The organism is Micromonospora sp. NPDC126480, assembly GCF_040302465.1.
In the GTDB taxonomy this organism is placed as follows: Bacteria; Actinomycetota; Actinomycetes; order Mycobacteriales; family Micromonosporaceae; genus Micromonospora.
In genome coordinates, this window is the sequence record NZ_JBEORU010000015.1 from 51,480 (window position 1) to 71,542 (window position 20,063).

The 20,063-nt window shown below is 74.2% G+C and carries 20 protein-coding genes and 2 tRNA genes; 14 read left to right on the forward strand and 8 right to left on the reverse strand.

Features of this window, described 5'->3' with window-relative positions; all coding sequences use genetic code 11:
- The first annotated feature begins 67 nt into the window (after positions 1–67).
- From ABTW87_RS16040 to ABTW87_RS16075, 8 genes are all read left to right on the forward strand, one after another.
- Entirely contained in the window at positions 68–3,064 is a 2,997-nt protein-coding gene (locus tag ABTW87_RS16040) for a UPF0182 family membrane protein (protein WP_350651577.1), read from the forward strand.
- Positions 3,065–3,211: 147 nt separating this feature from the next.
- Positions 3,212–3,721: a SigE family RNA polymerase sigma factor gene (locus ABTW87_RS16045; protein WP_350651578.1), complete on the forward strand. Its 510-nt coding sequence runs from the start codon at positions 3,212–3,214 to the stop codon at positions 3,719–3,721.
- Positions 3,711–4,601 carry a hypothetical protein gene (locus ABTW87_RS16050; RefSeq protein ID WP_350651579.1) on the forward strand — a complete coding sequence of 297 codons (891 nt, stop codon included), beginning with the start codon at positions 3,711–3,713 and terminating at the stop codon, positions 4,599–4,601. The genes ABTW87_RS16045 and ABTW87_RS16050 overlap by 11 nt, the downstream gene beginning before the upstream one ends.
- Positions 4,602–4,700: 99 nt before the next feature.
- A tRNA-Met gene (locus ABTW87_RS16055) sits at positions 4,701–4,777 on the forward strand.
- Between the two features lie 133 nt (positions 4,778–4,910).
- Positions 4,911–4,984 (forward strand) — tRNA-Met (locus ABTW87_RS16060).
- A gap of 110 nt (positions 4,985–5,094) precedes the next feature.
- Positions 5,095–5,346, forward strand: coding sequence for a hypothetical protein (locus ABTW87_RS16065; RefSeq protein WP_350651580.1), 252 nt, complete (start codon positions 5,095–5,097; stop codon positions 5,344–5,346).
- Between the two features lie 101 nt (positions 5,347–5,447).
- The gene (locus ABTW87_RS16070) at positions 5,448–6,281 is read left to right on the forward strand and encodes a phosphoribosylaminoimidazolesuccinocarboxamide synthase (RefSeq protein WP_350651581.1); all 834 of its coding nucleotides are present in this window, start codon (positions 5,448–5,450) and stop codon (positions 6,279–6,281) included.
- Positions 6,282–6,327: 46 nt separating this feature from the next.
- Entirely contained in the window at positions 6,328–7,266 is a 939-nt protein-coding gene (locus ABTW87_RS16075) for a ribose-phosphate diphosphokinase (protein ID WP_350651582.1), read from the forward strand.
- Between the two features lie 22 nt (positions 7,267–7,288).
- Here the strand turns inward: ABTW87_RS16075 and ABTW87_RS16080 are convergent, their stop codons facing one another.
- Positions 7,289–7,747: an ATP-binding protein gene (locus ABTW87_RS16080; protein ID WP_350651583.1), complete on the reverse strand. Its 459-nt coding sequence runs from the start codon at positions 7,745–7,747 to the stop codon at positions 7,289–7,291.
- Positions 7,748–7,863: 116 nt separating this feature from the next.
- On the opposite strand from ABTW87_RS16080, the gene macS reads away from it, so the two are divergent.
- The gene (gene macS / locus ABTW87_RS16085; RefSeq protein ID WP_350651584.1) at positions 7,864–8,982 is read left to right on the forward strand and encodes a MacS family sensor histidine kinase; all 1,119 of its coding nucleotides are present in this window, start codon (positions 7,864–7,866) and stop codon (positions 8,980–8,982) included.
- Between the two features lie 103 nt (positions 8,983–9,085).
- Positions 9,086–9,721, forward strand: a complete 636-nt coding sequence (locus ABTW87_RS16090; RefSeq protein ID WP_350651675.1) for a response regulator — start codon at positions 9,086–9,088, stop codon at positions 9,719–9,721.
- Positions 9,722–9,731: 10 nt separating this feature from the next.
- Here ABTW87_RS16090 and ABTW87_RS16095 read toward each other — a convergent pair whose 3' ends face one another.
- The 3 genes from ABTW87_RS16095 to ABTW87_RS16105 are packed head-to-tail and all read right to left on the reverse strand — an operon-like array spanning position 9,732 to position 12,125.
- The gene (locus ABTW87_RS16095) at positions 9,732–10,304 is read right to left on the reverse strand and encodes a DUF5709 domain-containing protein (RefSeq protein WP_350651585.1); all 573 of its coding nucleotides are present in this window, start codon (positions 10,302–10,304) and stop codon (positions 9,732–9,734) included.
- 49 nt (positions 10,305–10,353) lie between these two features.
- Positions 10,354–11,127, reverse strand: coding sequence for an ATP-binding protein (locus tag ABTW87_RS16100; RefSeq protein WP_350651586.1), 774 nt, complete (start codon positions 11,125–11,127; stop codon positions 10,354–10,356).
- A complete protein-coding gene (locus ABTW87_RS16105) occupies positions 11,127–12,125 on the reverse strand; it encodes an SDR family oxidoreductase (protein ID WP_350651587.1) in 999 nt (332 codons plus the stop codon). Before ABTW87_RS16105 ends, ABTW87_RS16100 begins: the two co-directional genes overlap by 1 nt.
- A 204-nt stretch (positions 12,126–12,329) precedes the next feature.
- On the opposite strand from ABTW87_RS16105, the gene ABTW87_RS16110 reads away from it, so the two are divergent.
- Positions 12,330–13,535 carry a glycosyltransferase gene (locus ABTW87_RS16110; RefSeq protein WP_350651588.1) on the forward strand — a complete coding sequence of 402 codons (1,206 nt, stop codon included), beginning with the start codon at positions 12,330–12,332 and terminating at the stop codon, positions 13,533–13,535.
- A gap of 15 nt (positions 13,536–13,550) precedes the next feature.
- On the opposite strand, the gene ABTW87_RS16115 is transcribed toward ABTW87_RS16110, so the two are convergent.
- The 4 genes from ABTW87_RS16115 to aroA are packed head-to-tail and all read right to left on the reverse strand — an operon-like array spanning position 13,551 to position 17,764.
- Entirely contained in the window at positions 13,551–14,495 is a 945-nt protein-coding gene (locus ABTW87_RS16115) for a DMT family transporter (RefSeq protein WP_350651589.1), read from the reverse strand.
- A 26-nt stretch (positions 14,496–14,521) separates the two neighbouring features.
- Positions 14,522–15,340 carry a histidinol-phosphatase gene (gene hisN / locus ABTW87_RS16120; RefSeq protein WP_350651590.1) on the reverse strand — a complete coding sequence of 273 codons (819 nt, stop codon included), beginning with the start codon at positions 15,338–15,340 and terminating at the stop codon, positions 14,522–14,524.
- A gap of 25 nt (positions 15,341–15,365) precedes the next feature.
- Complete coding sequence (rsgA, locus tag ABTW87_RS16125) at positions 15,366–16,493, reverse strand: ribosome small subunit-dependent GTPase A (protein ID WP_350651591.1); 1,128 nt, start codon at positions 16,491–16,493, stop codon at positions 15,366–15,368.
- Entirely contained in the window at positions 16,463–17,764 is a 1,302-nt protein-coding gene (aroA, locus tag ABTW87_RS16130) for a 3-phosphoshikimate 1-carboxyvinyltransferase (protein ID WP_350651592.1), read from the reverse strand. The genes rsgA and aroA overlap by 31 nt, the downstream gene beginning before the upstream one ends.
- Before the next feature lie 103 nt (positions 17,765–17,867).
- Here aroA and ABTW87_RS16135 point away from each other — a divergent pair, with 103 nt between their 5' ends.
- The 3 genes from ABTW87_RS16135 to ABTW87_RS16145 all read left to right on the forward strand — a co-directional run bounded on the left by ABTW87_RS16135 (position 17,868) and on the right by ABTW87_RS16145 (position 19,872).
- Entirely contained in the window at positions 17,868–18,587 is a 720-nt protein-coding gene (locus ABTW87_RS16135) for an SOS response-associated peptidase (protein WP_350651593.1), read from the forward strand.
- Between the two features lie 196 nt (positions 18,588–18,783).
- On the forward strand, positions 18,784–19,179 hold the full coding sequence (locus ABTW87_RS16140; RefSeq protein WP_350651594.1) for a WhiB family transcriptional regulator: 396 nt from the start codon (positions 18,784–18,786) through the stop codon (positions 19,177–19,179).
- Positions 19,180–19,257: 78 nt separating this feature from the next.
- Positions 19,258–19,872, forward strand: a complete 615-nt coding sequence (locus ABTW87_RS16145; RefSeq protein ID WP_350651595.1) for an alpha/beta hydrolase family protein — start codon at positions 19,258–19,260, stop codon at positions 19,870–19,872.
- Positions 19,873–20,063: the final 191 nt, after the last annotated feature.

A 20,063-nucleotide genomic window follows, 5' to 3' on the forward strand; every position in this document is an offset into this window, starting at 1 on the left:
GAAGACCCCGTACTCTAGTGGCCTGGTCGGAGCCGATCACATCGAGCGTGCGGAGCCAACAGTGGTCATGCGTAGCAGTGCCCCCCTGCCGAGGATGAGCCGACGCGGACGCGTCACGATCGGTGTCCTGGTCGGGGTGTTCGTGCTCTTCACCCTGCTCGGCTGGGGTGTGCAGGCGTGGACCGACTGGCTGTGGTTCGGCGAGGTCGACTACAAACAGGTCTTCACCGGGGTGCTCGTCACCCGGCTGCTGCTCTTCCTCGCGGTCGGGCTCGGCATGGCGGTCGTCGTCGGCGGCAACCTGTGGCTGGCGCACCGGATGCGGCCCCGGCTGCGGCCGCAGTCGCCGGAGCAGGCGACGCTTGAGCGTTACCGGATGTTGCTCAGCCCCCGGCTCGGCATCTGGATCGCCCTGGTCGCCGCCGTGGTCGGCCTCTTCGCGGGCCTGTCCGCGCAGAGCCGGTGGAACCAGTGGCTGCTCTTCCGCAACGGCGGGGACTTCGGCGTGAAGGACCCGGAGTTCGGTGTCGACGTCGGCTTCTACGTCTTCGACCTGCCGTTCTGGCGTTACCTGCTCGGGGTCGGGTTCACCGCGGTGGTGCTGGCCCTCATCGGGTCGCTGGCCGTGCACTACATCTTCGGCGGCGTCCGGCTGCAGGGCGTCGGCGACCGGATGAGCAACGCGGCGCGGGCCCACCTGAGTGCCCTGGTCGCCGCCTTCGTGCTGCTCAAGGCCATCGCGTACGTGCTGGACCGGCGGGCGATGCTGCTGGAGTACAACGACGGTGCCAACGTGTACGGCGCCGGCTACGCGGACGTGAACGCGCTGCTGCCGGCGAAGGAGATCCTCGCCTACATCTCGGTGGTCGTGGCGATCGCGATCCTCGTCTTCTCCAACGCCTGGATGCGCAACCTGGTCTGGCCGGGCATCTCGCTGGCCCTGCTCGGTGTCTCCGCGGTGGCCATCGGCGGCATCTACCCGTGGGCGGTGCAGACCTTCGAGGTGAAGCCGAGCGCCCGGGACAAGGAGGCGCCGTTCATCCAGCGCAGCATCGACGCGACGCGCGCCGCGTTCGGGCTGACCGCCGTGGCGACCGAGCCGTACGCGGCCAGCAACCTGACCCCACCGGCGACCCTGGCCACCGACACCGCGGTGGTGCCGAACGCGCGCCTGCTCGATCCGCAGCTGGTCAGTGAGACCTACACGCAGCTCCAGCAGGTCCGCGGCTTCTACGACTTCGGGCCGAAGCTGGACATCGACAGGTACACGGTCGACGGCAGCACGCAGGACTACGTGGTCGGCGTCCGGGAGATCAACTACGGCGAGCTGACCGCTCAGCAGAGCAACTGGATCAACCGGCACACCGTCTACACCCACGGCTACGGGGTGGTCGCCGCCCCCGCCAACCAGGTCGTCTGCGGCGGCCAGCCGTACTTCGTCTCCGGCTTCCTCGGCGAGAAGGCCCAGGAGGCGTGCTCCTCGCAGACCGAGCAGATCCCGGCCACCCAGCCGCGCATCTACTACGGCGAGCGGATGGAGGCCGGCGACTACGCCATCGTCGGCAAGGCGAACCCGGACGCCAACCCGGCCGAGTTCGACCGGCCGGTGGGCGAGGGCGACGACGGCCGCGAGTCGTACTACACGTACACCGGCTCCGGTGGCGTCGAGATCGGCTCGTTCACCCGCCGCCTGCTGTACGCCATCAAGGAGCAGGAGACGAATTTCCTGCTCTCCGAGGCGGTCAACGAGAACTCGAAGCTGCTCTACGTCCGCAACCCGCGCGAGCGGGTGGAGAAGGTCGCCCCGTTCCTCACCGTGGACGGCGACCCGTACCCGGCGGTGGTCGGCGGCCGCGTGCAGTGGATCATCGACGGCTACACCACCGCCGCGACCTACCCGTACGCCGAGCGGATCAACCTGCAGACCGAGACCACCGACGAGCTGACCAACCGGGGCACCTTCCAGCTGGCCCGGGAGAACGTCAACTACATCCGCAACTCGGTGAAGGCGACCGTCGACGCGTACGACGGGACGGTCACCCTGTACGAGTTCGACGACGGCGACCCGGTGCTCAAGGCGTGGAACAAGGCCTTCGGCGGTGAACTCGTCAAGCCGAAGTCGGAGATCCCGGCCGAGCTGAACGCCCACTTCCGCTACCCCGCCGACCTGTTCAAGGTGCAGCGCAACCTGCTCACCCGGTTCCACGTCACCGACCCCGGTGACTTCTACTCCGGCCAGGACTTCTGGCAGGTGCCGAACGTGCCGGACGCTCCGGACAGCGGGCAGAAGCAGCCGCCGTACTACCTCTTCACCAAGCTGCCCGGCCAGGAGGCGCCGCGCTTCCAGCTCACCGCCGCGGTCACCCCGAACGGCCGGCAGAACCTCGCCGCGCTGATCTCCGGCTCGTACGAGGACGGGCAACCCCGGCTGGCGGTGCTGGAGCTGCCGGACCAGACCCGGGTCTCCGGCCCGGTGCAGGTGCACCAGCAGATGACCAACAACGCCCAGATCCGGCAGCAGCTCAACCTGCTCTCGTCGAACCAGGCGCAGGTGCAGTACGGCAACCTGCTCTCCCTGCCGTTCGGCAACGGCATGCTCTACGTCGAGCCGGTCTACGTGAAGAGCAACCAGCAGGACGCGTATCCGCTGCTGCAGAAGGTGCTCCTGTCGTACGGCGACGGCGGCTCGTACGTCGTGCTGGCCGACAACCTCACCGACGGCATCAAGCAGCTCGTCGAGCAGGGCAAACAGGCCGGCGCGCCGACCCCGCCGCCGCCGTCCGGGGAGAACCCGCCGTCGCCGCCGCCGACCCCGTCGCCCGGCGCCACCCCGCCCGCCCTCACCGGCGAGCTGGCCGAGGCGGCGAACCGGGTCCAGGCCGCGATCGCCGAGGTCCGGGCCGCGCAGGCCTCCGGTGACTTCGAGCGGTACGGCCGGGCGCTGAAGGCGCTCGACGAGGCGATCACGGCCTTCCAGGCGGCCCAGGGGGCGGCCGCCCCGACGCCGGCCGCCGGCGGCACGCCGACGCCCAGCGGCAGCCCGGCGCCGACACCCGGCGGCTGACCAGTAAGAACGGCAGGCGCCCTCGGATCCGATGAGCGGATCCGGGGGCGCTGTCGTGTTCGGGACGGCCGAGGTGCAACCCGGCGGGGCGCCGCCCCGTTCACACAGCAGTGACGGTGACCGGCCCGGGAGACACGTGATGGGGACATGAGAGACGCGGCGAGTTTCGACGAGTTCTACCGGAGCACCGCGCACCGGATGCTCCGCTACGGCCACGCGGTCGCGGGCGACCACGCCGAGGCGCAGGACCTCGTGCAGGAGGCGTACGCCCGGGCCTGGCGGCAGTGGGGCACGCTCGTCGCGCACCCCGCCCCCGAGGCGTGGCTGCGCCTGGTGGTGGCCCGGCTGAGCACCGACCGGTGGCGGCGGCTCACCGGCTGGCGGGCGGCGGTGCGGCGCAGTGGCGCGCCGGACCCGGTCGCCCCGCCCAGCGAGGACAGTGTGCTGCTGGTCGGCGCGCTCCGGCAGCTCCCGGCCAACCAACGGCAGGCGCTCGCCCTGCACTACCTGTACGACATGACCGTCGAGGACATCGCCCGCGAGATGAACGCGGCGACCGGGACCGTCAAGTCCTGGCTGTCACGGGGGCGCGCCCGGCTGGCGGCCCTGCTGCCCGACATCAGCGACGAGCGACTGGAGGCGAACGATGTCGCGTGACCTGTCCGACTTCTACCGGTCGCTCGCCGACCGGGCGGATCCCCGTACCCTTCCCGAGCCGGAGGTGCTCCGCAGGGGCGCCGACCGGCGGGCCCGGCTCCGGGCGGTCGGCACCGCGCTCACCGCGGCGGTCCTGGTCGCCGGGGTGGCGACCGGCACCCGGCTGGTGCTCGCCGACGATCCGGCACCCGTGGCGCCGCCGGGCGGGACACCGACGGCTCCCGTCCCGACCCCGTCGGCGCCGCCGTCGGCGACACCCAGCGGCACACCGTCGACCTCGACAACCGGGCCTTCGGCGCAGCCGGGGCCCACGTCGATCCCGGACCGGGCGTTCTTCCGGCTCGCCCCGGCCAACGACAAGGGCGCCGCGAACTTCGTCGACGCCGAGGTGCTGCCGTCGCTGTGCGGAGCCCGGTTCACCACCGACGACGAGATCGTGCAGCGCCGGTCCCGGCACGTGGCCTACAAGAAGCCGGAGTCGCCCGCGGACTACGTGCCCGACGGCAGCTACGTGCACACCATCACGATCTACGAGGCCGGGCGTGCCGACGACGCGCTGCGTGAGCTGCGCCAGGCGGTCCGTGCCTGCCCGGAGCAGGAGGGCACGGGCGGCGGCAACCCGGCGACGTCGCGGCTGCGGCTGCTCGACGACAGCGGCTACGGCGACGAGTCGGTGCTCTTCGAGATCCGTACCGACGCCCGGGACCTGGAGGGGAACCCGGTCGAAGGGGAAGAGGTGCGGCTGATCCGGGCGATCCGCGTCGACGACGTGGTGACGATTCTCTGGGAGCAGGGCTGGGAGGGCACGTCGGCCGAGCGTTCCCAGGTCGACGCCGACAGCCGGCGTGCGGTGGTCGCGCTCGAGGCGTGGCTGGGCTGAACCGGACCCGGGCGGTTCCGGCGCGGCACCGGAACCGCCCGGCGGTCCACCGGTCGTTTTGCACCGCACCGGGGTGGTGCGATACGGTTGACGGACCGACGCGGGGTGGAGCAGCTCGGTAGCTCGCTGGGCTCATAACCCAGAGGTCGCAGGTTCAAATCCTGTCCCCGCTACCACGTCGGAAGGGCCCCGAGGAGGATTCCTCGGGGCCCTTCGGCGTCCCGCGCCGTCGGTGTCCGGTGTTTCTCCGGCGGTGTCCAGGGGGCGAGGATCATGGCCCGATGCGATGGGGTACAGTGGTGAAGCCGACGCGGGGTGGAGCAGCTCGGTAGCTCGCTGGGCTCATAACCCAGAGGTCGCAGGTTCAAATCCTGTCCCCGCTACTCGTCCGAAGGCCCCGGAGGATTCCTCCGGGGCCTTCGTCGTGTCCGTGCCCGGCGGGTCATCCGCCGACCGCCGTGCCGGGGTTGCGCTTCTCGGCGAGGATGGGGCCATGTCTGTCTTCGGTAGGTGGTGGGGCCGGCTGAGCGCGGTCCTCGGTGCGGTCGTGCTGTCGGTGTTCGTCCCCGTGGCGGCGTGGGCGTCCAGCGGCCCGGGCGAGATGGCGGTCGAGGCCGTCCGGCGGCGCCGCGGTGGCGGCTTCGGCTTCCTCGGGCTGCTCTGCTGCCTGGTCGTCGTTGCCCTGATCGTCTTCTTCATCGTGCGCATGATGAACCGCAACCGCCGCGGCGGGCCACCGCGCTGATCCGGCCTCCGCCGGGCGTGCCGCGGCCGGCGGCTCCGGCCGGCCTCCGCGGTGGACCACCGGCGCGGGCCGTACGCGGGCCGCGTGGTGTACTAGGGCGCGTGGAACTTCTGCACTCGGGCAAGGTCCGGGACGTCTACGCCGACGGCGACGACCTGATCCTGGTCGCCTCCGACCGCATCTCGATCTATGACGTGGTGCTGCCGACGCCGATCCCGGACAAGGGCAAGCTGCTCACCGCGCTCTCGCTGTGGTGGTTCGAGCAGCTCGCCGATCTGGTGCCGAACCACGTGATCTCGGGGACCGACGTGCCGGCCGAGTTCGCCGGCCGGGCGATCCGCTGCCGGCGGTTGGAGATGGTCCCGGTGGAGTGCGTCGCCCGGGGTTTCCTGGCCGGCGGTGGCCTCGTCGAGTACCAGCACACCGGCACCGTCTCCGGCGTGGAGTTGCCCCGCGGTCTGGTCGAGGCGTCGATCCTGCCCGAGCCGATCTTCACGCCGTCCACCAAGGCGCCGGTGGGGGAGCACGACCAGCCGATGACCTTCGCCGAGGTGGTGGACAAGGTGGGGCTGGAGACCGCCGAGCGGCTGCGCCGGATCACCCTGGACCTCTACCGGCGGGGCGCCGAGCTGGCCGCCGACCGGGGCATCCTGATCGCCGACACCAAGATCGAGCTGGGCTGGGCGGCCGACGGCACCCTTATGGTCGGGGACGAGCTGCTGACGTCCGACTCGTCCCGGTTCTGGCCGGCCGAGTCGTACCAGCCGGGGCGTGCCCAGTTCTCCTACGACAAGCAGTACGTCCGGGACTGGGCCACCGCGAGCGGATGGGACCGGCAGGGGCCGGCGCCGGAGGTGCCGGCCGAAGTGGTCGAGGCCACCCGCGCCCGCTACGTCGGCGTGTACGAGAAGCTCACCGGCAACCGCTGGGCTTGACGTAGTGCGCCGACCGGGCGTCCGCTGATCCGTACGATGTCCAGACGTGCGTGACATCGCCGTCTTCAGTGGAACCGCCCATCCCGAACTCGCCGCCGAGATCTGCACCCACCTCGGCGTGCCGCTGTACCCGGTCCGCGTCTCCCGGTTCGCCAACGACTGCCTCGAGGTGCAGCTACAGGCCAACTGCCGGGAGCGGGACGTCTTCCTGATCCAGCCGCTGGTGCCGCCGGTGCAGGAGACCCTGGTCGAACTCCTGCTCATGATCGACGCGGCCCGGGGCGCGTCGGCCGGCCGGATCACGGTGGTGCTGCCGCACTACGCGTACGCCCGGTCGGACAAGAAGGACGCGCCGCGGATCTCGATCGGCGGCCGCCTGGTCGCGGACCTGCTCACGTCGGCCGGCGCGGACCGGGTGCTGACGATGACCCTGCACGCGCCGCAGGTTCACGGTTTCTTCAGCGTTCCGGTCGACCACCTGCACGCGCTGCGCGAGCTGGCCGACCACTTCCGGGGTCAGGATCTGGGCAACAGCGTGGTGGTCTCGCCGGACCTGGGCTACGTCAAGGAGGCGGCGGCGTTCGCCCGGCGACTCGGTACCCCGGTGGCGGCCGGGACCAAGCAGCGCCTGGGTGACGACCGGGTGCGGATCAGCGCGGTCATCGGCGAGGTGCGGGGCCGCGACGTGATCGTGCTGGACGACGAGATCGTCAAGGGCAGCACGGTGGTCGAGCTGATGGGGCACCTGCGCGAGCAGGACGTGCGCTCGATCCGACTGGCCTGCACGCACGGCCTCTTCTCCGGCGACGCGTTGCAGCGGCTGAGCGGTCAGGAGGAGGTGCTGGAGATCGTCTGTACGGACACCGTGCCGATCCCGCCGGAGAAGCGTGTCGAGAAGCTCAAGGTCCTCTCGGTGGCGCCCGCCCTCGCCGAAGCCGTGCGGCGCATCCACAACGGCGAGTCGGTCAGCGCCCTCTTCAGCTGACCCCCGGTCCCATCCCCAGCGCTTAGTCGTGGGTGGGGGTGGGGTGAGGGGTCAGGGCTGTCGTGATGCGGACGACGGTGCCGGCGGTGCTGGTCTCGACGTCCATGGCGTCGCTGAGTTCGCGGGCCAGCCACAGGCCCCAGCCGCCGGCCGTGTCCGGCGCCGGGCGGCTGCGGTCGGTGAGCCGTTGGGCGCTGATCCCGTGCCCGTGATCGGAGACCTCACAGACCAGCCCGCCCCGCTGCCGCCACATCCGCAGGGAGCCCCGGCCGCCCCCGTGCCGGACCGCGTTGGTGATCAGCTCGTTGACCGCCAGCACGAAGTCGTCCAGCCGCTGCCCCCGGAGCCCGGCGGCACGCGCGCAGGAGGTGACCGAGTGCCGTAGCTCGGTCACCTGAGCCTGGTCGAAGGCTTCGGTGATCAGCAGGGAAGGTTCGATGGGCACAACCGTACGCGGTGCGTGCGGTTCCGCATTCGTCATGGCCCCTTCCGGCGACGACTCGCAGTGGTTTACGCGGCATTTCCACCGTACGTCAGGGTTCTCTGACCCGCACCCGCCGGACCGGCGGGTCGCCGCCGCTGTGGCATCGTGTCGACGTGCCCACGTCACCCGGTGGTTTCGAGGTCCCGCTGTGGCGGGCCATCGCCGTGTTCCGGGTGGCCTCCCTCGCGTACGTCTGCGTGGTCGCCGTGCGCCACGCGGACCGGTACGCGCACCCGCTCGCCGCCGCCGGCCTGGTCCTGGCGATGGCGGCCTGGACGGCCGCGGCGGCGATCGGGTACGCGCACCCGGCGCGACGCGGCTGGCCGCTGCTCCTGGCCGACCTGGGCGTCGTCATCGGCGTCGTGCTCGCCACCCCGTGGGCGGTCGGGCGGGAGGCGCTCGCCGCGGGCGTGCCCACCCTCGCGGTGGCGTGGCTGGCGGGCCCGGTCCTGGCCTGGGCGGTCTCCGGCGGTCGGCGGCGGGGCACGGTGGCCGCGCTGGCGCTCGGCGCCGCGGACCTCGCGACCCGGGAGCGGATCGGCGAGTCCTCGCTCACCGGCGTGATTCTGCTGCTCCTCGCCGGTGTGGTGGTCGGGCACGTGGCCCGCCTCGCGGTGACCGCGGAGGAACGGCTCCAGCGGGCCGTCGAGCTGGAGGCGGCCACCCGGGAGCGGGAACGGCTCGCCCGCCACATCCACGACTCGGTGCTGCAGGTCCTCGCGCTGGTACAGCGGCGCGGCGCGCACCTGGACGGCGAGGCCGGCGAACTGGCCCGGCTCGCCGGTGAGCAGGAGGCGGCGTTGCGCGCGCTCATCGCCGGCGCGGCACCCGCCCCGGCCGACGGGCCGGCGGATCTGCGCGCGCTGCTCGGGCGGTACGCCTCGCCGACGGTCTCGCTGTCGGCCCCGGCCGACCCGGTGCCGTTGCCCGGCCCGGTCGCCCGGGAACTGGCCGCCGCGACGGCCGCCGCGCTGGACAACGTGGCGCGGCACGCCGGCGGCCGGGCCTGGGTGCTGATCGAGGACGAGGAGGCCATGGTGACCGTGTCCGTTCGCGACGAGGGCCCGGGCTTCGCCGACGGCCGCCTGGCCGAGGCGGCGGCCCAGGGCCGGCTGGGGGTGGCCCGCTCCATCCGGGGCCGGATCGCCGATCTCGGCGGGACGGTCACCATCACCTCCGCCCCGGGTGCCGGGACCGAGGTGGAGCTGACCGTGCCCCGGCAGCGGCGGTGAGCCGGGCCGCCGTCGAGCCACCGGCCGGCGCGGCGCTGGCTCAGGGCGGCGCGGCGCTGGCTCGGGCCGGCGGATCAGCGAAGGAGGAGACGTGGCGCGGGTGATGGTGGTCGACGACCACCCGATGTGGCGGGAAGGGGTGGCCCGCGACCTGACCGAGGCGGGCCACGAGGTGGTGGCCGCCGCCGGCGAGGGGCGGCAGGCCGTCCGGATCGCGGCCGCCGCGCGGCCCGACGTGGTCGTCCTCGACCTGCAGCTGCCGGACGTCTCCGGGGTGGAGGTCATCCGGGGGCTGCGCGCGGCGCTGCCCGAGGTCCGGGTGCTGATGCTGTCGGCCAGCGGTGAGCAGCAGGACGTGCTGGACGCGGTCAAGGCGGGCGCCACCGGCTACCTGGTGAAGTCCGCCGCCCCGGCGGAGTTCCTGGACGCGGTGCGACGGACGGCGGCGGGGGAGCCGGTCTTCACGCCCGGGCTGGCGGGCCTTGTGCTCGGCGAGTACCGGCGCCTGGCGGCCGGGCCGGCCGCCCCCGAGCGGGACGGAGCACCCCGGCTCACCGAGCGGGAGACCGAGGTGCTGCGTCTGGTGGCGAAGGGGATGTCGTACAAGCAGATCGCCGAGCGCCTGGCGATCTCGCACCGGACCGTGCAGAACCACGTGCAGAACACGCTGGGCAAGCTCCAGCTGCACAACCGGGTCGAGCTGACCCGGTACGCGATCGAGCAGGGCCTCGACGACTGAGTCGACCGGGTCAGACCGAGTGGGGCGGGCGCGTCTCGTGGATCGCCAGCTCCTCGGCCGACGCGCCACCGCCGGCCGAGCCGGCGTCGTACGCGACCGAGTCGGTCTCCTGGTCGGTGTGCGCGCCCTCGTCCGGCTCGACCAGCCGGCCCACCTGGGCGTCGGTCACGCTGCCGAGCTGCCCGTGGTCGTAGAGCGAGACCGGGGAGTTCGGGTCGGAGGTCGGTCCCGGATCGATCACGTCGGCGTCGAGCTGGGCCTGCGCGGCCTGCTCCTCGCTGTCCGCCTCGGCCGCGATGTCCGGGTCGACCGGGCCGGCCAGCGGGTCGTCCGCCGGACGCTCGTACTGCTCCCGGTCGAGCTTGTAGTCCAGCGACTCCCCGTCGAGCTGCTCGTCGGCGGTGGTCCCGAACCGGTCGACCGCCACCGGCGTGCGGTCCCCGGGCAGCTGCGCCGGCTCCGGGCCGTCCGCCTCCCGCCCGGTCAGGACGTCGTCGTTGGCGGTCGAGTCGTCGTCCGCGGTGTCGGGCAGGCCCTCCGCCTCGGGATCGGACACGGGGGTCGGGTACTCGTCGTCGCGCATACCGCTGCTCTACCCCTGCCACGTGCCCCGTAACCGTCGGCGGGGGCGGTCAGGTCTGGTCGTCGGGGTGCAGAACGCACCAGACGACCTTCCCGTCCGGTACCGGAGTGGCACCCCACCGTCGGGCGACGGTGTCGATCAGGAGCAGGCCCCGGCCGCCGGCGGTGTGCAGCGGCGCCAGCCCGGTGAAGGCCGGCAGCCGCGACGAATGGTCGCGGACCGCCAGGTGCAGGGTGCTGTCGCGGGGCGCCAACCGGACCGTCATCGGGGTCCGGGCGTGGGCGACCGCGTTGTTGACCAGCTCGGTGACCGCGATGCAGCCCGGCTCGGTCAGCTCGGCGACGCCCCACCGGGCGCAGCCGTCGCAGACCAGTTGCCGGGCCTGGCGGGCGCTGCCCACGACCGGGGGGAGGTCGACGGTGAGCACTGCGGCCAGCGGCGTGGCGGCGAGGGCGGCCAGCGCGCCGTCCAGGGTGGGCCAGGCGGGAGCGCCGGAGACCGCGCCGGTGGGGTCGCAGAGCAGCAGGTCGGCGGCGGGCCAGTCGTGAACGGCCCGGCGCACCTCGCCGAAGACCTCCCACAGCGCCGGGTCGGTCACCCGCAGGCCGGTCAGGTCGGCCACCAGCGGGCCGGGCCGGTCGACCAGGCGGCCGAGCAGCGCGTCCCGCACCCGGCCGGTGCCCGGCGGGTCGAGCACCCCGCTCAACCGGACCACCCCGGACGACTCGTCCGTCTCCACGAGGCAGCGCACGTCGGTCGGCAGGACGGCCCGCCTCTGCCCGCCGCGCGACGCCCCCGCACCCGGCCGGTCGGCCCGATCCATCAGAAACCCGCCCGTCCCCGCCGGGTCATCGCCGCGACCGTCCCGACCGCCGTACCGGCGGCGGCCAGGCCGAGGGCGGTGCCCATCCGGACCAGGTGGCGCCGCCGCCCGTGCCAGCCGCCCTCGTGTTCCGCGGCGGCGTCCGGCGTGAAGACGTTCCCGCTGCTGTCGAGGCGGGCGGCCGGGCCGAACTGGGTGCGGTGGGCGTACCAGCCGAGGACCCGTTCGGCCAGTGCCGGGGCGACCCGCCACTGAAGGCCGATGAGACGGGCGGCGCCACCGGCGTACGCCTCGCGGCGCGGCCGCCGCAGCATGCGGACGATGGTGTGCGCCACCACCTCCGGCGGGTAGACCGGGGGCGGCGGGGTCAGCTCCCGTCCGCTGTGGTTGGCGGCGTGCCGGTAGTACGGCGTGTCGATCGTGGCGGGCAGCACCGTGCAGACGGAGATGTCGCCCCGGCCGGTCACGCGCAACTCCTGGCGGATCGTGTCGGCCAGTCCGCGGATCCCGTGCTTCGTGGCGTTGTACGCCGACTGGTACGGCATGGCCACCTCGGCCAGGACCGAGGCGTTGTTGACGATCACGCCGCCACCGGCCGCGGCGAGGTGGGGCAGGGCCGCCCGGATGCCGTACGCGGTGCCGAGGAGGTTGACCTCCAGCACCCGGCGGAACTCCTCGACCGGGATCTCGTCGAACAGCCCGACGGCGGCGACGGCGGCGTTGTTGACCCAGCCGTCGAGGTGGCCGAACTCCTCGGCGGCGCGCGCGGCGAGCCGTTGCACCGCCGCCGGATCGGTCACGTCGGTCGGTACGACCAGGGCCCGCCCGCCCAGCTCGCGGCAGCGCTGGGCGACCTGCCGCAGGGCGGGGTCGCTGCGGGCGGCGAGGACGACGGCGGCGCCCCGACTGGCGAGCGCGTACGCGGTCGCGGTGCCGATCCCGCTGGAGGCACCGGTGACCACCACGACGGCGTCGGCGAGGTTGCGGGTGAGAGGCATTCTCCGCCGGTACCCCGGCCCGGAGGGGTCATGCGGACAATTTCCGGCTCCGATCCGCGGCCCACCCGTTTCTTGCCTGAGGGCAACTGTCCGCGGCACCCGTCAGGCTCCTTCCGATCTGCCAGGTTTCGGCTCCCGGACCCCGGGTTAATGGGACCCTCTGACCGGGAGGACCACCGCTGAGAGAACCGCCTGGAGGTGACCATGCGCGTCGGCCTCGTCTGCGCGCACGCCGACCCGTCCCGGCGCGCCGGTGGCCCGGCCGTCGGCACCCATCAGCACATCGCCCGGGTGGCCGCCGAACTGGCCGGGCGGGGCCACGAGGTGCGGCTGTACGAGCGCCGCGACGCCCCGGACCTGACGGCGACGGAGACGATCGACGGTTACCTGGTCGAGCGCGCCCCGATCGGTCCCGCCGCCAGCATCCCCACCGCCGAGCTGGTCCCGTTCGTCGCCGAGTACGGTCGCTGGCTGGCCGACCGGTGGGCGGGGGAGTGGGCGCCGGAGGTGGTGCACGGGCACTACTGGGTCGGCGGGCTCGCCGCGGCGCACGCGGTCCGGGAAACCGACATCGCGGTCGTCCAGACCTTCCACTCCCTCGGGGTGGAGCAGCTGCGTCACCTGGGCGCCCGCTACGACGCGCCGGACGAGCGGATCCCGCTGGAGCGGGCCCTCATCCGCGCGGTGGACATCGCGGTGGCCCAGTCCAACGACGAGGTCGACGAGCTGACCCGGATGGGCCTGCAGCGCACGTCGGTGGCTCTGGTGCCGCCGGGCGTGGACACCGGGCAGTTCCATCCCGACGGGGAGGCGGCGCCGCGCGAGGCGCGACCGCGGATCCTCTCCGTGGCGGCGCTCGCCGCCGGCCACGGCCAGGAGGACCTGATCCGCGCGATGCGGCTGGTCGGCGGCGACGCGGAGCTGGTGATCGCCGGCGGCCCGCCCGCCGAGCAGCTCGCCCGGCACGCCGAGGCCCGCCACCTGCGCGAGCTGGCCGAACGCAACGGGGTGGCCGACCAGGTGACCCTGGTGGGTGCGGTGCCGCACGAGCAGATGGCCACCTGGTACCGCTCGGCCGACGTGGTGGCCTGCACCCCGCACTACTCGACCGCCGGGCGGGTGTCACTGGAGGCGATGGCCTGCGGCGTGCCGGTCGTCGGCTACGCGCTTGGCGGGATCGCCGACGCGGTGGTCGACGAGGTCACCGGGCGGCTCGTGCCCCCGGGCGACGTGCGCACCCTCGGGGTGACGCTGCGCCGCCTCATCGCGGACAACGCCGGGCGGTTCGCGTACGGGCACGCGGCCGTGGACCGGGTGCGCTGCAGCTACACGTGGGACCGCACCGCCGGCGCGCTGGAACGGCTCTACGAGCGGGTCGTCCGCCGCCGGCGGCCGGTGGAGGCCGCCTGACGGCCGGGCCGGGCGTCAGTCCGACGGCCGGGCCGCCGCGCGCCGCTCGGTCGGCACGGCCGCGCTCAACCCGGGCGGGCCGGCACCGACCATCGCCCGCGCCCGTTCCCGCTCGCCGGCGACGGCGTGGTGGTGCTGCGGCTCCGCGTACCGGGTCAGGCCGATCACCGCGGCGAGGGTGACCAGGAAGCCGATGGCGGCCAGCCACTCCCGCCCCGGCCAGATCTTGTCGTTGAGCAGCAGCAGACCCACGATCGCCGCCGGCACCGCCCCGGCGGCGTCCATCGCCGCCACGGCCGCCGTGGTCGATCCGCGCTGCATCGCCAGACCGAGCAGCAGTTGGCCGACGATCGAGTGGGCGACAAGCAGGTAGAGCAGCGGGTCGCCGACGAACGCCTCGACCGAGTGCGCGGACGCCAGCGGCCGGGCCGCCACGGCCGCCGCCGAGAACGCCAGCCCGGCCAGCGAGCCGAGCGCCACCGAGCCGGGCGCGCCGTGCAGGCGGACCGCGAAGAAGCCCAGCACGGCGATCACGCCGAGCGTGGCCGCCAGGGCGACCAGACCGGCGGTGCCGAGCTGCCGGGAGGGCGCCGGTCGGGCCGACAGCACCAGGCCGGCGATCCCCGCGAAGAGGAGCACCAGCAGGGCGATCTCGGCGGCGGGCAGCCGCCACTTGAGCACCAGCACCCCGAGCAGCGCGGTCACGCCGAGGCCGGCGGCCACGCTGGCCTGCACGAGGAAGAGCGGCAGGTCCCGCCGGGCCAGGAAGGCCAGCACGAAACCGCCGACCTGGCAGCCCAGGCCGACCAGGTACGTGCGGTGGCCGGCGAGCCGCAGCAGCAGCCCCGGATCGAACGAGTGGTGCACGGTGGTGCGCGCCGCCGCGACCGACTGGAGCAGGTTGGCGATGCCGTACGCGACGATCATCGACGCGAGGAAGCACCAGCCGGAGGAGACCACCTGGCGAGGATAGAGGTTGACGAAGGTCAGCGCGCGGACGGCCGACCCAGGCGGGCGAGGATGTCGGCGTGCAGCGGGCCGTTCGTGGCGATCGCGCTGATCTCGCCGGAGGCGGTGCCACCAGGGGCGGGCCGCCCCGACAGACCGGTGAACGTGCCACCGGCCTCGGTCACGATCGGCACCAGCGCGGCGATGTCCCACAGGGACAGCTCCGGCTCCACCATCACGTCCAGTGCGCCCTCGGCGAGCAGCATGTAACCGTAGAAGTCGCCGTACGCCCGGCTGCGCCAGGCGTCCCGCATGATCTGCAGCACGGCCGGCAGCCGGCCACGCTCCTCCCAGCCGGTCAGCGAGGAGTAGCAGAAGCTCGCGTCGGCCAGGTCGGTCACCGCCGACACCCGGATCGGCGTGCCGGAGGCCAGGTCCGGCCCGGCGTACGCGCCCGCACCGAGCGCCGCCCACCACCGCCGGCCCAGCGCCGGGGCGGAGACCAGCCCGACGACCGGTCGGTCGCCCGCCAGCAGCGCGATGAGCGTCGCCCACACCGGCACACCCCGGATGAAGTTCTTCGTGCCGTCGATCGGGTCGACGACCCAGCGCCGCCCGTCCTGGCCGGTCGCGGGCTGCTCGCCGTACTCCTCGCCGAGCAGGCCGTCGCCGGGCCGGTGCGCGGCCAGCAGCGCGCGGATCTCGCGCTCCACGGCGGTGTCCGCGTCGGACACCGGGGTGAGGTCGGGCTTCGCGTCCACCCGCAGGTCCAGCGCGCGGAACCGCGCGGTGGAGACCGCGTCGGCGGCGTCGGCGAGCCGGTGGGCGAGGGCGACGTCGTCGGCGTACCCGGTCATGCCGCTGACAGTAGCGCCGCCCGGTTCAGGCGCCGGCCGGCGGGTCGCCCGGATTCCGGGGGTCGGGCTCGCCGCGCGGGTCGCCCTCCCCGGCGCGGGAGGCGAGCAGCCGGCGGTACGACGCCAGCCGGCGCGGGTCGGCCCTGCCGGCGGCCACCCACGCGTCCAGCCCGCAGGCCGGCTCCTCGGCGGTGTGCGGGCAGTTCGCGGGGCAGTCGACCGTGCCCTCCACCAGGTCCGGGAAGCCGTGCAGGAGGCTGTCGGCGGAGACGTGCGCCAGCCCGAAGCTGCGTACGCCCGGCGTGTCGATGATCCAGCCCTCGTCGTCCGCGCCGGCGACCGGCGGCAGCCGGAGCGCCACCGCGCTTGTCGACGTGTGCCGGCCCCGACCGATGGCGCTGACCCGGCCGACCGCCCGGGCGGCGTCCGGGACGAGGCGGTTGACAAGCGTCGACTTGCCCACCCCGGAGTGCCCCACGAGCACCGAGATCCGCCCGGCGAGGAGGCTGCGCAGGGCGTCGAGGGCCGAGTCCGGGCGGATCAGCACGTACGGCAGCTCCAGCTCGGCGTAGTACCCGAGCACCGCCTCCGGCCCGGCCAGGTCGGCCTTGGTGAGGCAGAGCAGCGGCTCGACGTCGGCGTCGTACGCCGCCACCAGGCACCGGTCGATGAACCCCGTCCGGGGCGGCGGGTCGGCCAGCGCGCTGACGATCACCAGCTGGTCGGCGTTGGCGACTACGACCCGCTCCAGGCGTCCCTCGGCGGTGGTGGCGTCGTCCTCGGCGGTGCGCCGCAGCACCGAGCTGCGGTCGGCGATCCGGACGATCCGGGCCAGCGCCCCGGGGGCGCCGGACGTGTCGCCCACCAGCCCGACCCGGTCGCCGACCACGACCGACTTGCGGCCCAGCTCCCGGGCGCGCATCGCGGTCACCGCCGGCGCGTCGTCGGCGGCGCCGGGCAGTACGCAGGTGTAGCGGCCCCGGTCGACGGCGGTGACGAACCCCTCCACCGCGTCGGCGTGCCGCGGGCGGGTCCGGGTACGCGGGCGCGAGGACTTCCCGGGCCGGACCCGTACGTCGTCCTCGTCGTACTCCCGCCGTCTCGTCGCCAGGACCTGCCCCCTCAGCTCTTCCCGGTCACCATCGCTGACCATAGCGCCGGAAACTCCGGCATCGTCTTCGAGGTGCAGGCGACGTCGCTCAGCTCGACGCCCGGCACGGCCAGGCCGGCGATCGCCGCGGCGTGCGCCATGCGGTGGTCGTGGTACGTCTCGAACACCCCGCCCCGCAGCGGCCGGGGGCGGATCTCCAGCCCGTCGTGGGACTCGGTGAGATCGGCGCCCAGGGCGACGAACTCGCGGGCGAGCGCCGCGATGCGGTCCGTCTCGTGGCCCCGGATGTGGGCGACGCCGGTGAACCGCGACGGGGAGTCGGCGAGCATCGCCAGCGCGGTCAACGCCGGGGTCAGCTCGCTCACGTCGGACAGGTCGGCGGTGAGGCCGTGCACGGCGCCGGTGCCCCGGACGGTCAGCCCGGCGGTGGACAGCGTCACCTCGCCGCCCATCGCCTGCAGCAGCGTACGGAGCCGCTCGACCGGCTGGGCGCTGCCGCGCGGCCAGCCCCGGACGGTCACCTCGCCGCCGGTGACCAGGGCGGCGGCGAAGAAGGGCACCGCGCCGGACAGATCCGGCTCGATCTCCCAACCGCGGCCGGTGAGCGGGCCCGGCTCGACCGTCCAGACGTCCGGGGTGCTGTCGTCCACCGCGGCGCCGGCGGCCCGCAGCATCTGCACCGTCATCCGCAGGTGCGGCGCGGACGGCACCGGCGGGCCGACGTGCCGGACCACCACGCCCCGGTCGAAGCGCGCCGCGGCCAGCAGCAGCCCGGAGACGAGCTGACTGGACGCGGAGGCGTCGATCACGACCTCGCCGCCGGTCACCCGCCCGGTGCCGAGGACGGTCAGCGGCAGGCTCCCGGTGGGCGGCATGTCGACCCGGACGCCGAGGCGGCGCAGGGCGTCGATGAGCGGACCGAGCGGGCGGACCCGGGCCTGCGGGTCGCCGTCGAACGTGATCCGCCCGTCGGCGAGACCGGCGACCGGGGGCAGGAAGCGCATCACCGTGCCGGCCAGGCCGACGTCGACGTGCGCCGGCCCGACCAGCGGGTGCGGCCGGACCAGCCAGCGCTCGTCGTCGCTTATCGACATGTGCGCGCCCATCGCCCGCAGCCCGCCGGCCATCAGCTCTGTGTCCCGGGCCCGCAGCGGGCCGGCCAGCGTCGAAGGGCCGCTGGCCAGTCCGCTGAGCACCAGGGCCCGCGCGGTCAGCGACTTGGAGCCGGGCAGGCGCAGCGTCGCCGAAACCGGGTCCGAAGCGGTCGGAGCGGTCCACGGCCGCAGCGGCCGGGTCGCGGTCAGATTCCCCACGGTTACATTCTGCCGCCTCCGCCGCCCGGTGCCGCCGTCCACCCGGCCGTACTCCCGGTCAGCGGGACAGCCGGGCGGCGCGCCGCGGGTTAGCGTGTGCGGCATGTGCGGGAGGTACGCGACGACCCGGTCCTCGGGCGATCTGAGCGCGCTGTTCGAGTCGTACGACGAGACGGACGGCCGGCTCGGCCCGGACCACAACGTCGCGCCGACCGACCCGGTGCCGCTGGTCCGGGTCACCGCGGAGGGTCACCGCGTGCTGTCGCTCGGCCACTGGGGCCTCGTCCCGGCCTGGTCCCGGTCCCCGGCGGGCGCCGCCCGCATGATCAATGCCCGCGCGGAGACGGTGGCGACCAGCCGGGCGTACGCCCGCGCGTTCGCCCGCCGCCGCTGCCTGGTGCCGGCGGACGGCTGGTACGAGTGGGTCCGCCGTCCGGGCGGGAAGCAGCCGTACTTCATGACGCCCCGGGACGGCTCGGTGCTCGCGTTCGCGGGCATCTGGTCGGTGTGGGACGGCCCCGGCGGCGCGCTGCTGACGTGCAGTGTCGTGACCACCGCCGCCCTCGGCGACCTGGCCGACGTGCACGACCGGATGCCCCTGCTGCTGCCGGCGGACCGGTGGGGCGCCTGGCTGGGGTCGACCGACCGGCCCGAGGGTCTGCTGGTCCCGCCGTCGCCGGAGTGGCTGGCCGGGCTGGAGATCCGGCCGGTGGGGCCGGCGGTCGGCGACGTCCGCAACGACGGTCCGCATCTCGTCGAGCGGGTCGCCGCGCCGCTGCCGCGTGCCCGTGCGGTCGAGCCCGAGGAGATGACGCTCTTCTGATCTGCGGGCGGTGGTGCGGAGCGTGATTTGCCGGGGTTCCGGCTGAAACGTCGCTGCGTTGTTCGCCCATGTTCCCGCTTACCCCTTGTATTGACGTCGGGAAGTGCGATACAACACAGCGCCGGTGGTGGGCGTCGATTCGCACGGGGCGGATGGTGTCCATCGATCTTGCCGGTCCCACGGGGGAGGTGGGTGGATGACCCGGGCACGTATGCCCCGTCCACACGAGGTGGCCGCCGCACGACGAGACCCGCGCCTGCTGCGCGCGCTCCGTGAACGTCACCAGGACGAAGCATGGCGAACCAGAGGCACCTGTCAGAGCGTCGATCCGGAGACGTTCTTCCCGGCGCCCAACGAGCCGGCCGACGCGGCCGTGGCGCTCTGCCGCTCCTGTGACGTGCAGGGCTCCTGCCTCGCCTGGGCGCTGGAGGTCGGCGACTGTCACGGCGTCTGGGGCGGCACCACGCCGCGCGAGCGCCGGGCGATGCTCGTCGCCTGGCGCAGCGAGGTGCAGCCCGACCCGGACGCCGCCGACGAGGCCGGCCCGCCGGTCCGGGACCGGCTGCTCACCCTGGTGCCGTTGAGCCGCTGAGCCGGGTGCGCGACGTGCCGCACGGCTGATCCGGCGGCGCGTCCCGGGCGGGCGGCGAGGCGGCCCCAGAATGGCTTCGTGGCACTGACCGAGGAGATCCCCACCCCACGCGGGCCGGCCCGGGTGGACGTCGACCTGCCGGCCGGGTCGCCCGTCGGTCTGTTGGTGCTCGGGCACGGCGCGGGCGGCGGAGTGGACGCACCCGATCTGGTCGCGGTCCGCGACGCCGCGGTGGCCGCCGGGCTGGTTGTCGCGCGGGTGACGCAGCCCTACCGGGTGGCGGGCCGGCGCGCGCCCGCACCGGCGGGGCAGCTCGACGAGGCCTGGACGGCCGTGGTGTCCGCGCTGCGGGAGCGCTGGCCAGGCGTACCCCTGGTGGTCGGGGGCCGGTCCAGCGGCGCCCGCGTGGCCTGCCGCACCGCGCCGGCGGTCGGCGCCGTGGCCCTGGTCGCCCTCGCGTTCCCGCTGCATCCGCCGGGCCGTCCCGAGCGCTCCCGGGCCGACGAGTTGGTGACCGGCCTGCCGACGCTTGTGGTCAACGGCGATCGCGACCCGTTCGGGGTGCCGGCGGCGGGGCCGGCGGTACGCGTGGTGACCCGCCCGGGGGAGCGGCACGACCTGCGTAAGGACCCGGCCGGCACGGCGGCCGTGGTGATCGACTGGCTCCGCGCACACGGCTGGACGACCCCCTGAAGGCCGTCCCCGCGCCGGTCCCCGGCATCGGGCGGTCGGGTGGACCTGCCCGATGAGGCGTGACCGGGGTGGGAAAACCTCGTTGCTCCGGATGGTGCCGTATGCCCCACTTCGGGGAGCGGTACCGGTCCTCCCAGGCCCTTCCTGGTCCCAGCGTCGGTCTCCGCCGAGGTCGAGCCGGGACCAGGAAC

Bases quoted from the DNA above. Each gene is read 5' to 3' on its own strand.
- ABTW87_RS16040 (WP_350651577.1), top strand. From the start codon at position 68: ATGCGTAGCAGTGCCCCCCTGCCGAGGATGAGCCGACGCGGACGCGTC.
- ABTW87_RS16045 (WP_350651578.1), top strand. From the start codon at position 3,212: ATGAGAGACGCGGCGAGTTTCGACGAGTTCTACCGGAGCACCGCGCAC.
- ABTW87_RS16050 (WP_350651579.1), top strand. From the start codon at position 3,711: ATGTCGCGTGACCTGTCCGACTTCTACCGGTCGCTCGCCGACCGGGCG.
- ABTW87_RS16065 (WP_350651580.1), top strand. From the start codon at position 5,095: ATGTCTGTCTTCGGTAGGTGGTGGGGCCGGCTGAGCGCGGTCCTCGGT.
- ABTW87_RS16080 (WP_350651583.1), bottom strand. From the start codon at position 7,747: ATGACGAATGCGGAACCGCACGCACCGCGTACGGTTGTGCCCATCGAA.
- ABTW87_RS16090 (WP_350651675.1), top strand. From the start codon at position 9,086: ATGGTGGTCGACGACCACCCGATGTGGCGGGAAGGGGTGGCCCGCGAC.
- ABTW87_RS16095 (WP_350651585.1), bottom strand. From the start codon at position 10,304: ATGCGCGACGACGAGTACCCGACCCCCGTGTCCGATCCCGAGGCGGAG.
- ABTW87_RS16100 (WP_350651586.1), bottom strand. From the start codon at position 11,127: ATGGATCGGGCCGACCGGCCGGGTGCGGGGGCGTCGCGCGGCGGGCAG.
- ABTW87_RS16105 (WP_350651587.1), bottom strand. From the start codon at position 12,125: ATGCCTCTCACCCGCAACCTCGCCGACGCCGTCGTGGTGGTCACCGGT.
- ABTW87_RS16110 (WP_350651588.1), top strand. From the start codon at position 12,330: ATGCGCGTCGGCCTCGTCTGCGCGCACGCCGACCCGTCCCGGCGCGCC.
- hisN (WP_350651590.1), bottom strand. From the start codon at position 15,340: ATGACCGGGTACGCCGACGACGTCGCCCTCGCCCACCGGCTCGCCGAC.
- rsgA (WP_350651591.1), bottom strand. From the start codon at position 16,493: ATGGTCAGCGATGGTGACCGGGAAGAGCTGAGGGGGCAGGTCCTGGCG.
- ABTW87_RS16135 (WP_350651593.1), top strand. From the start codon at position 17,868: ATGTGCGGGAGGTACGCGACGACCCGGTCCTCGGGCGATCTGAGCGCG.
- ABTW87_RS16140 (WP_350651594.1), top strand. From the start codon at position 18,784: ATGACCCGGGCACGTATGCCCCGTCCACACGAGGTGGCCGCCGCACGA.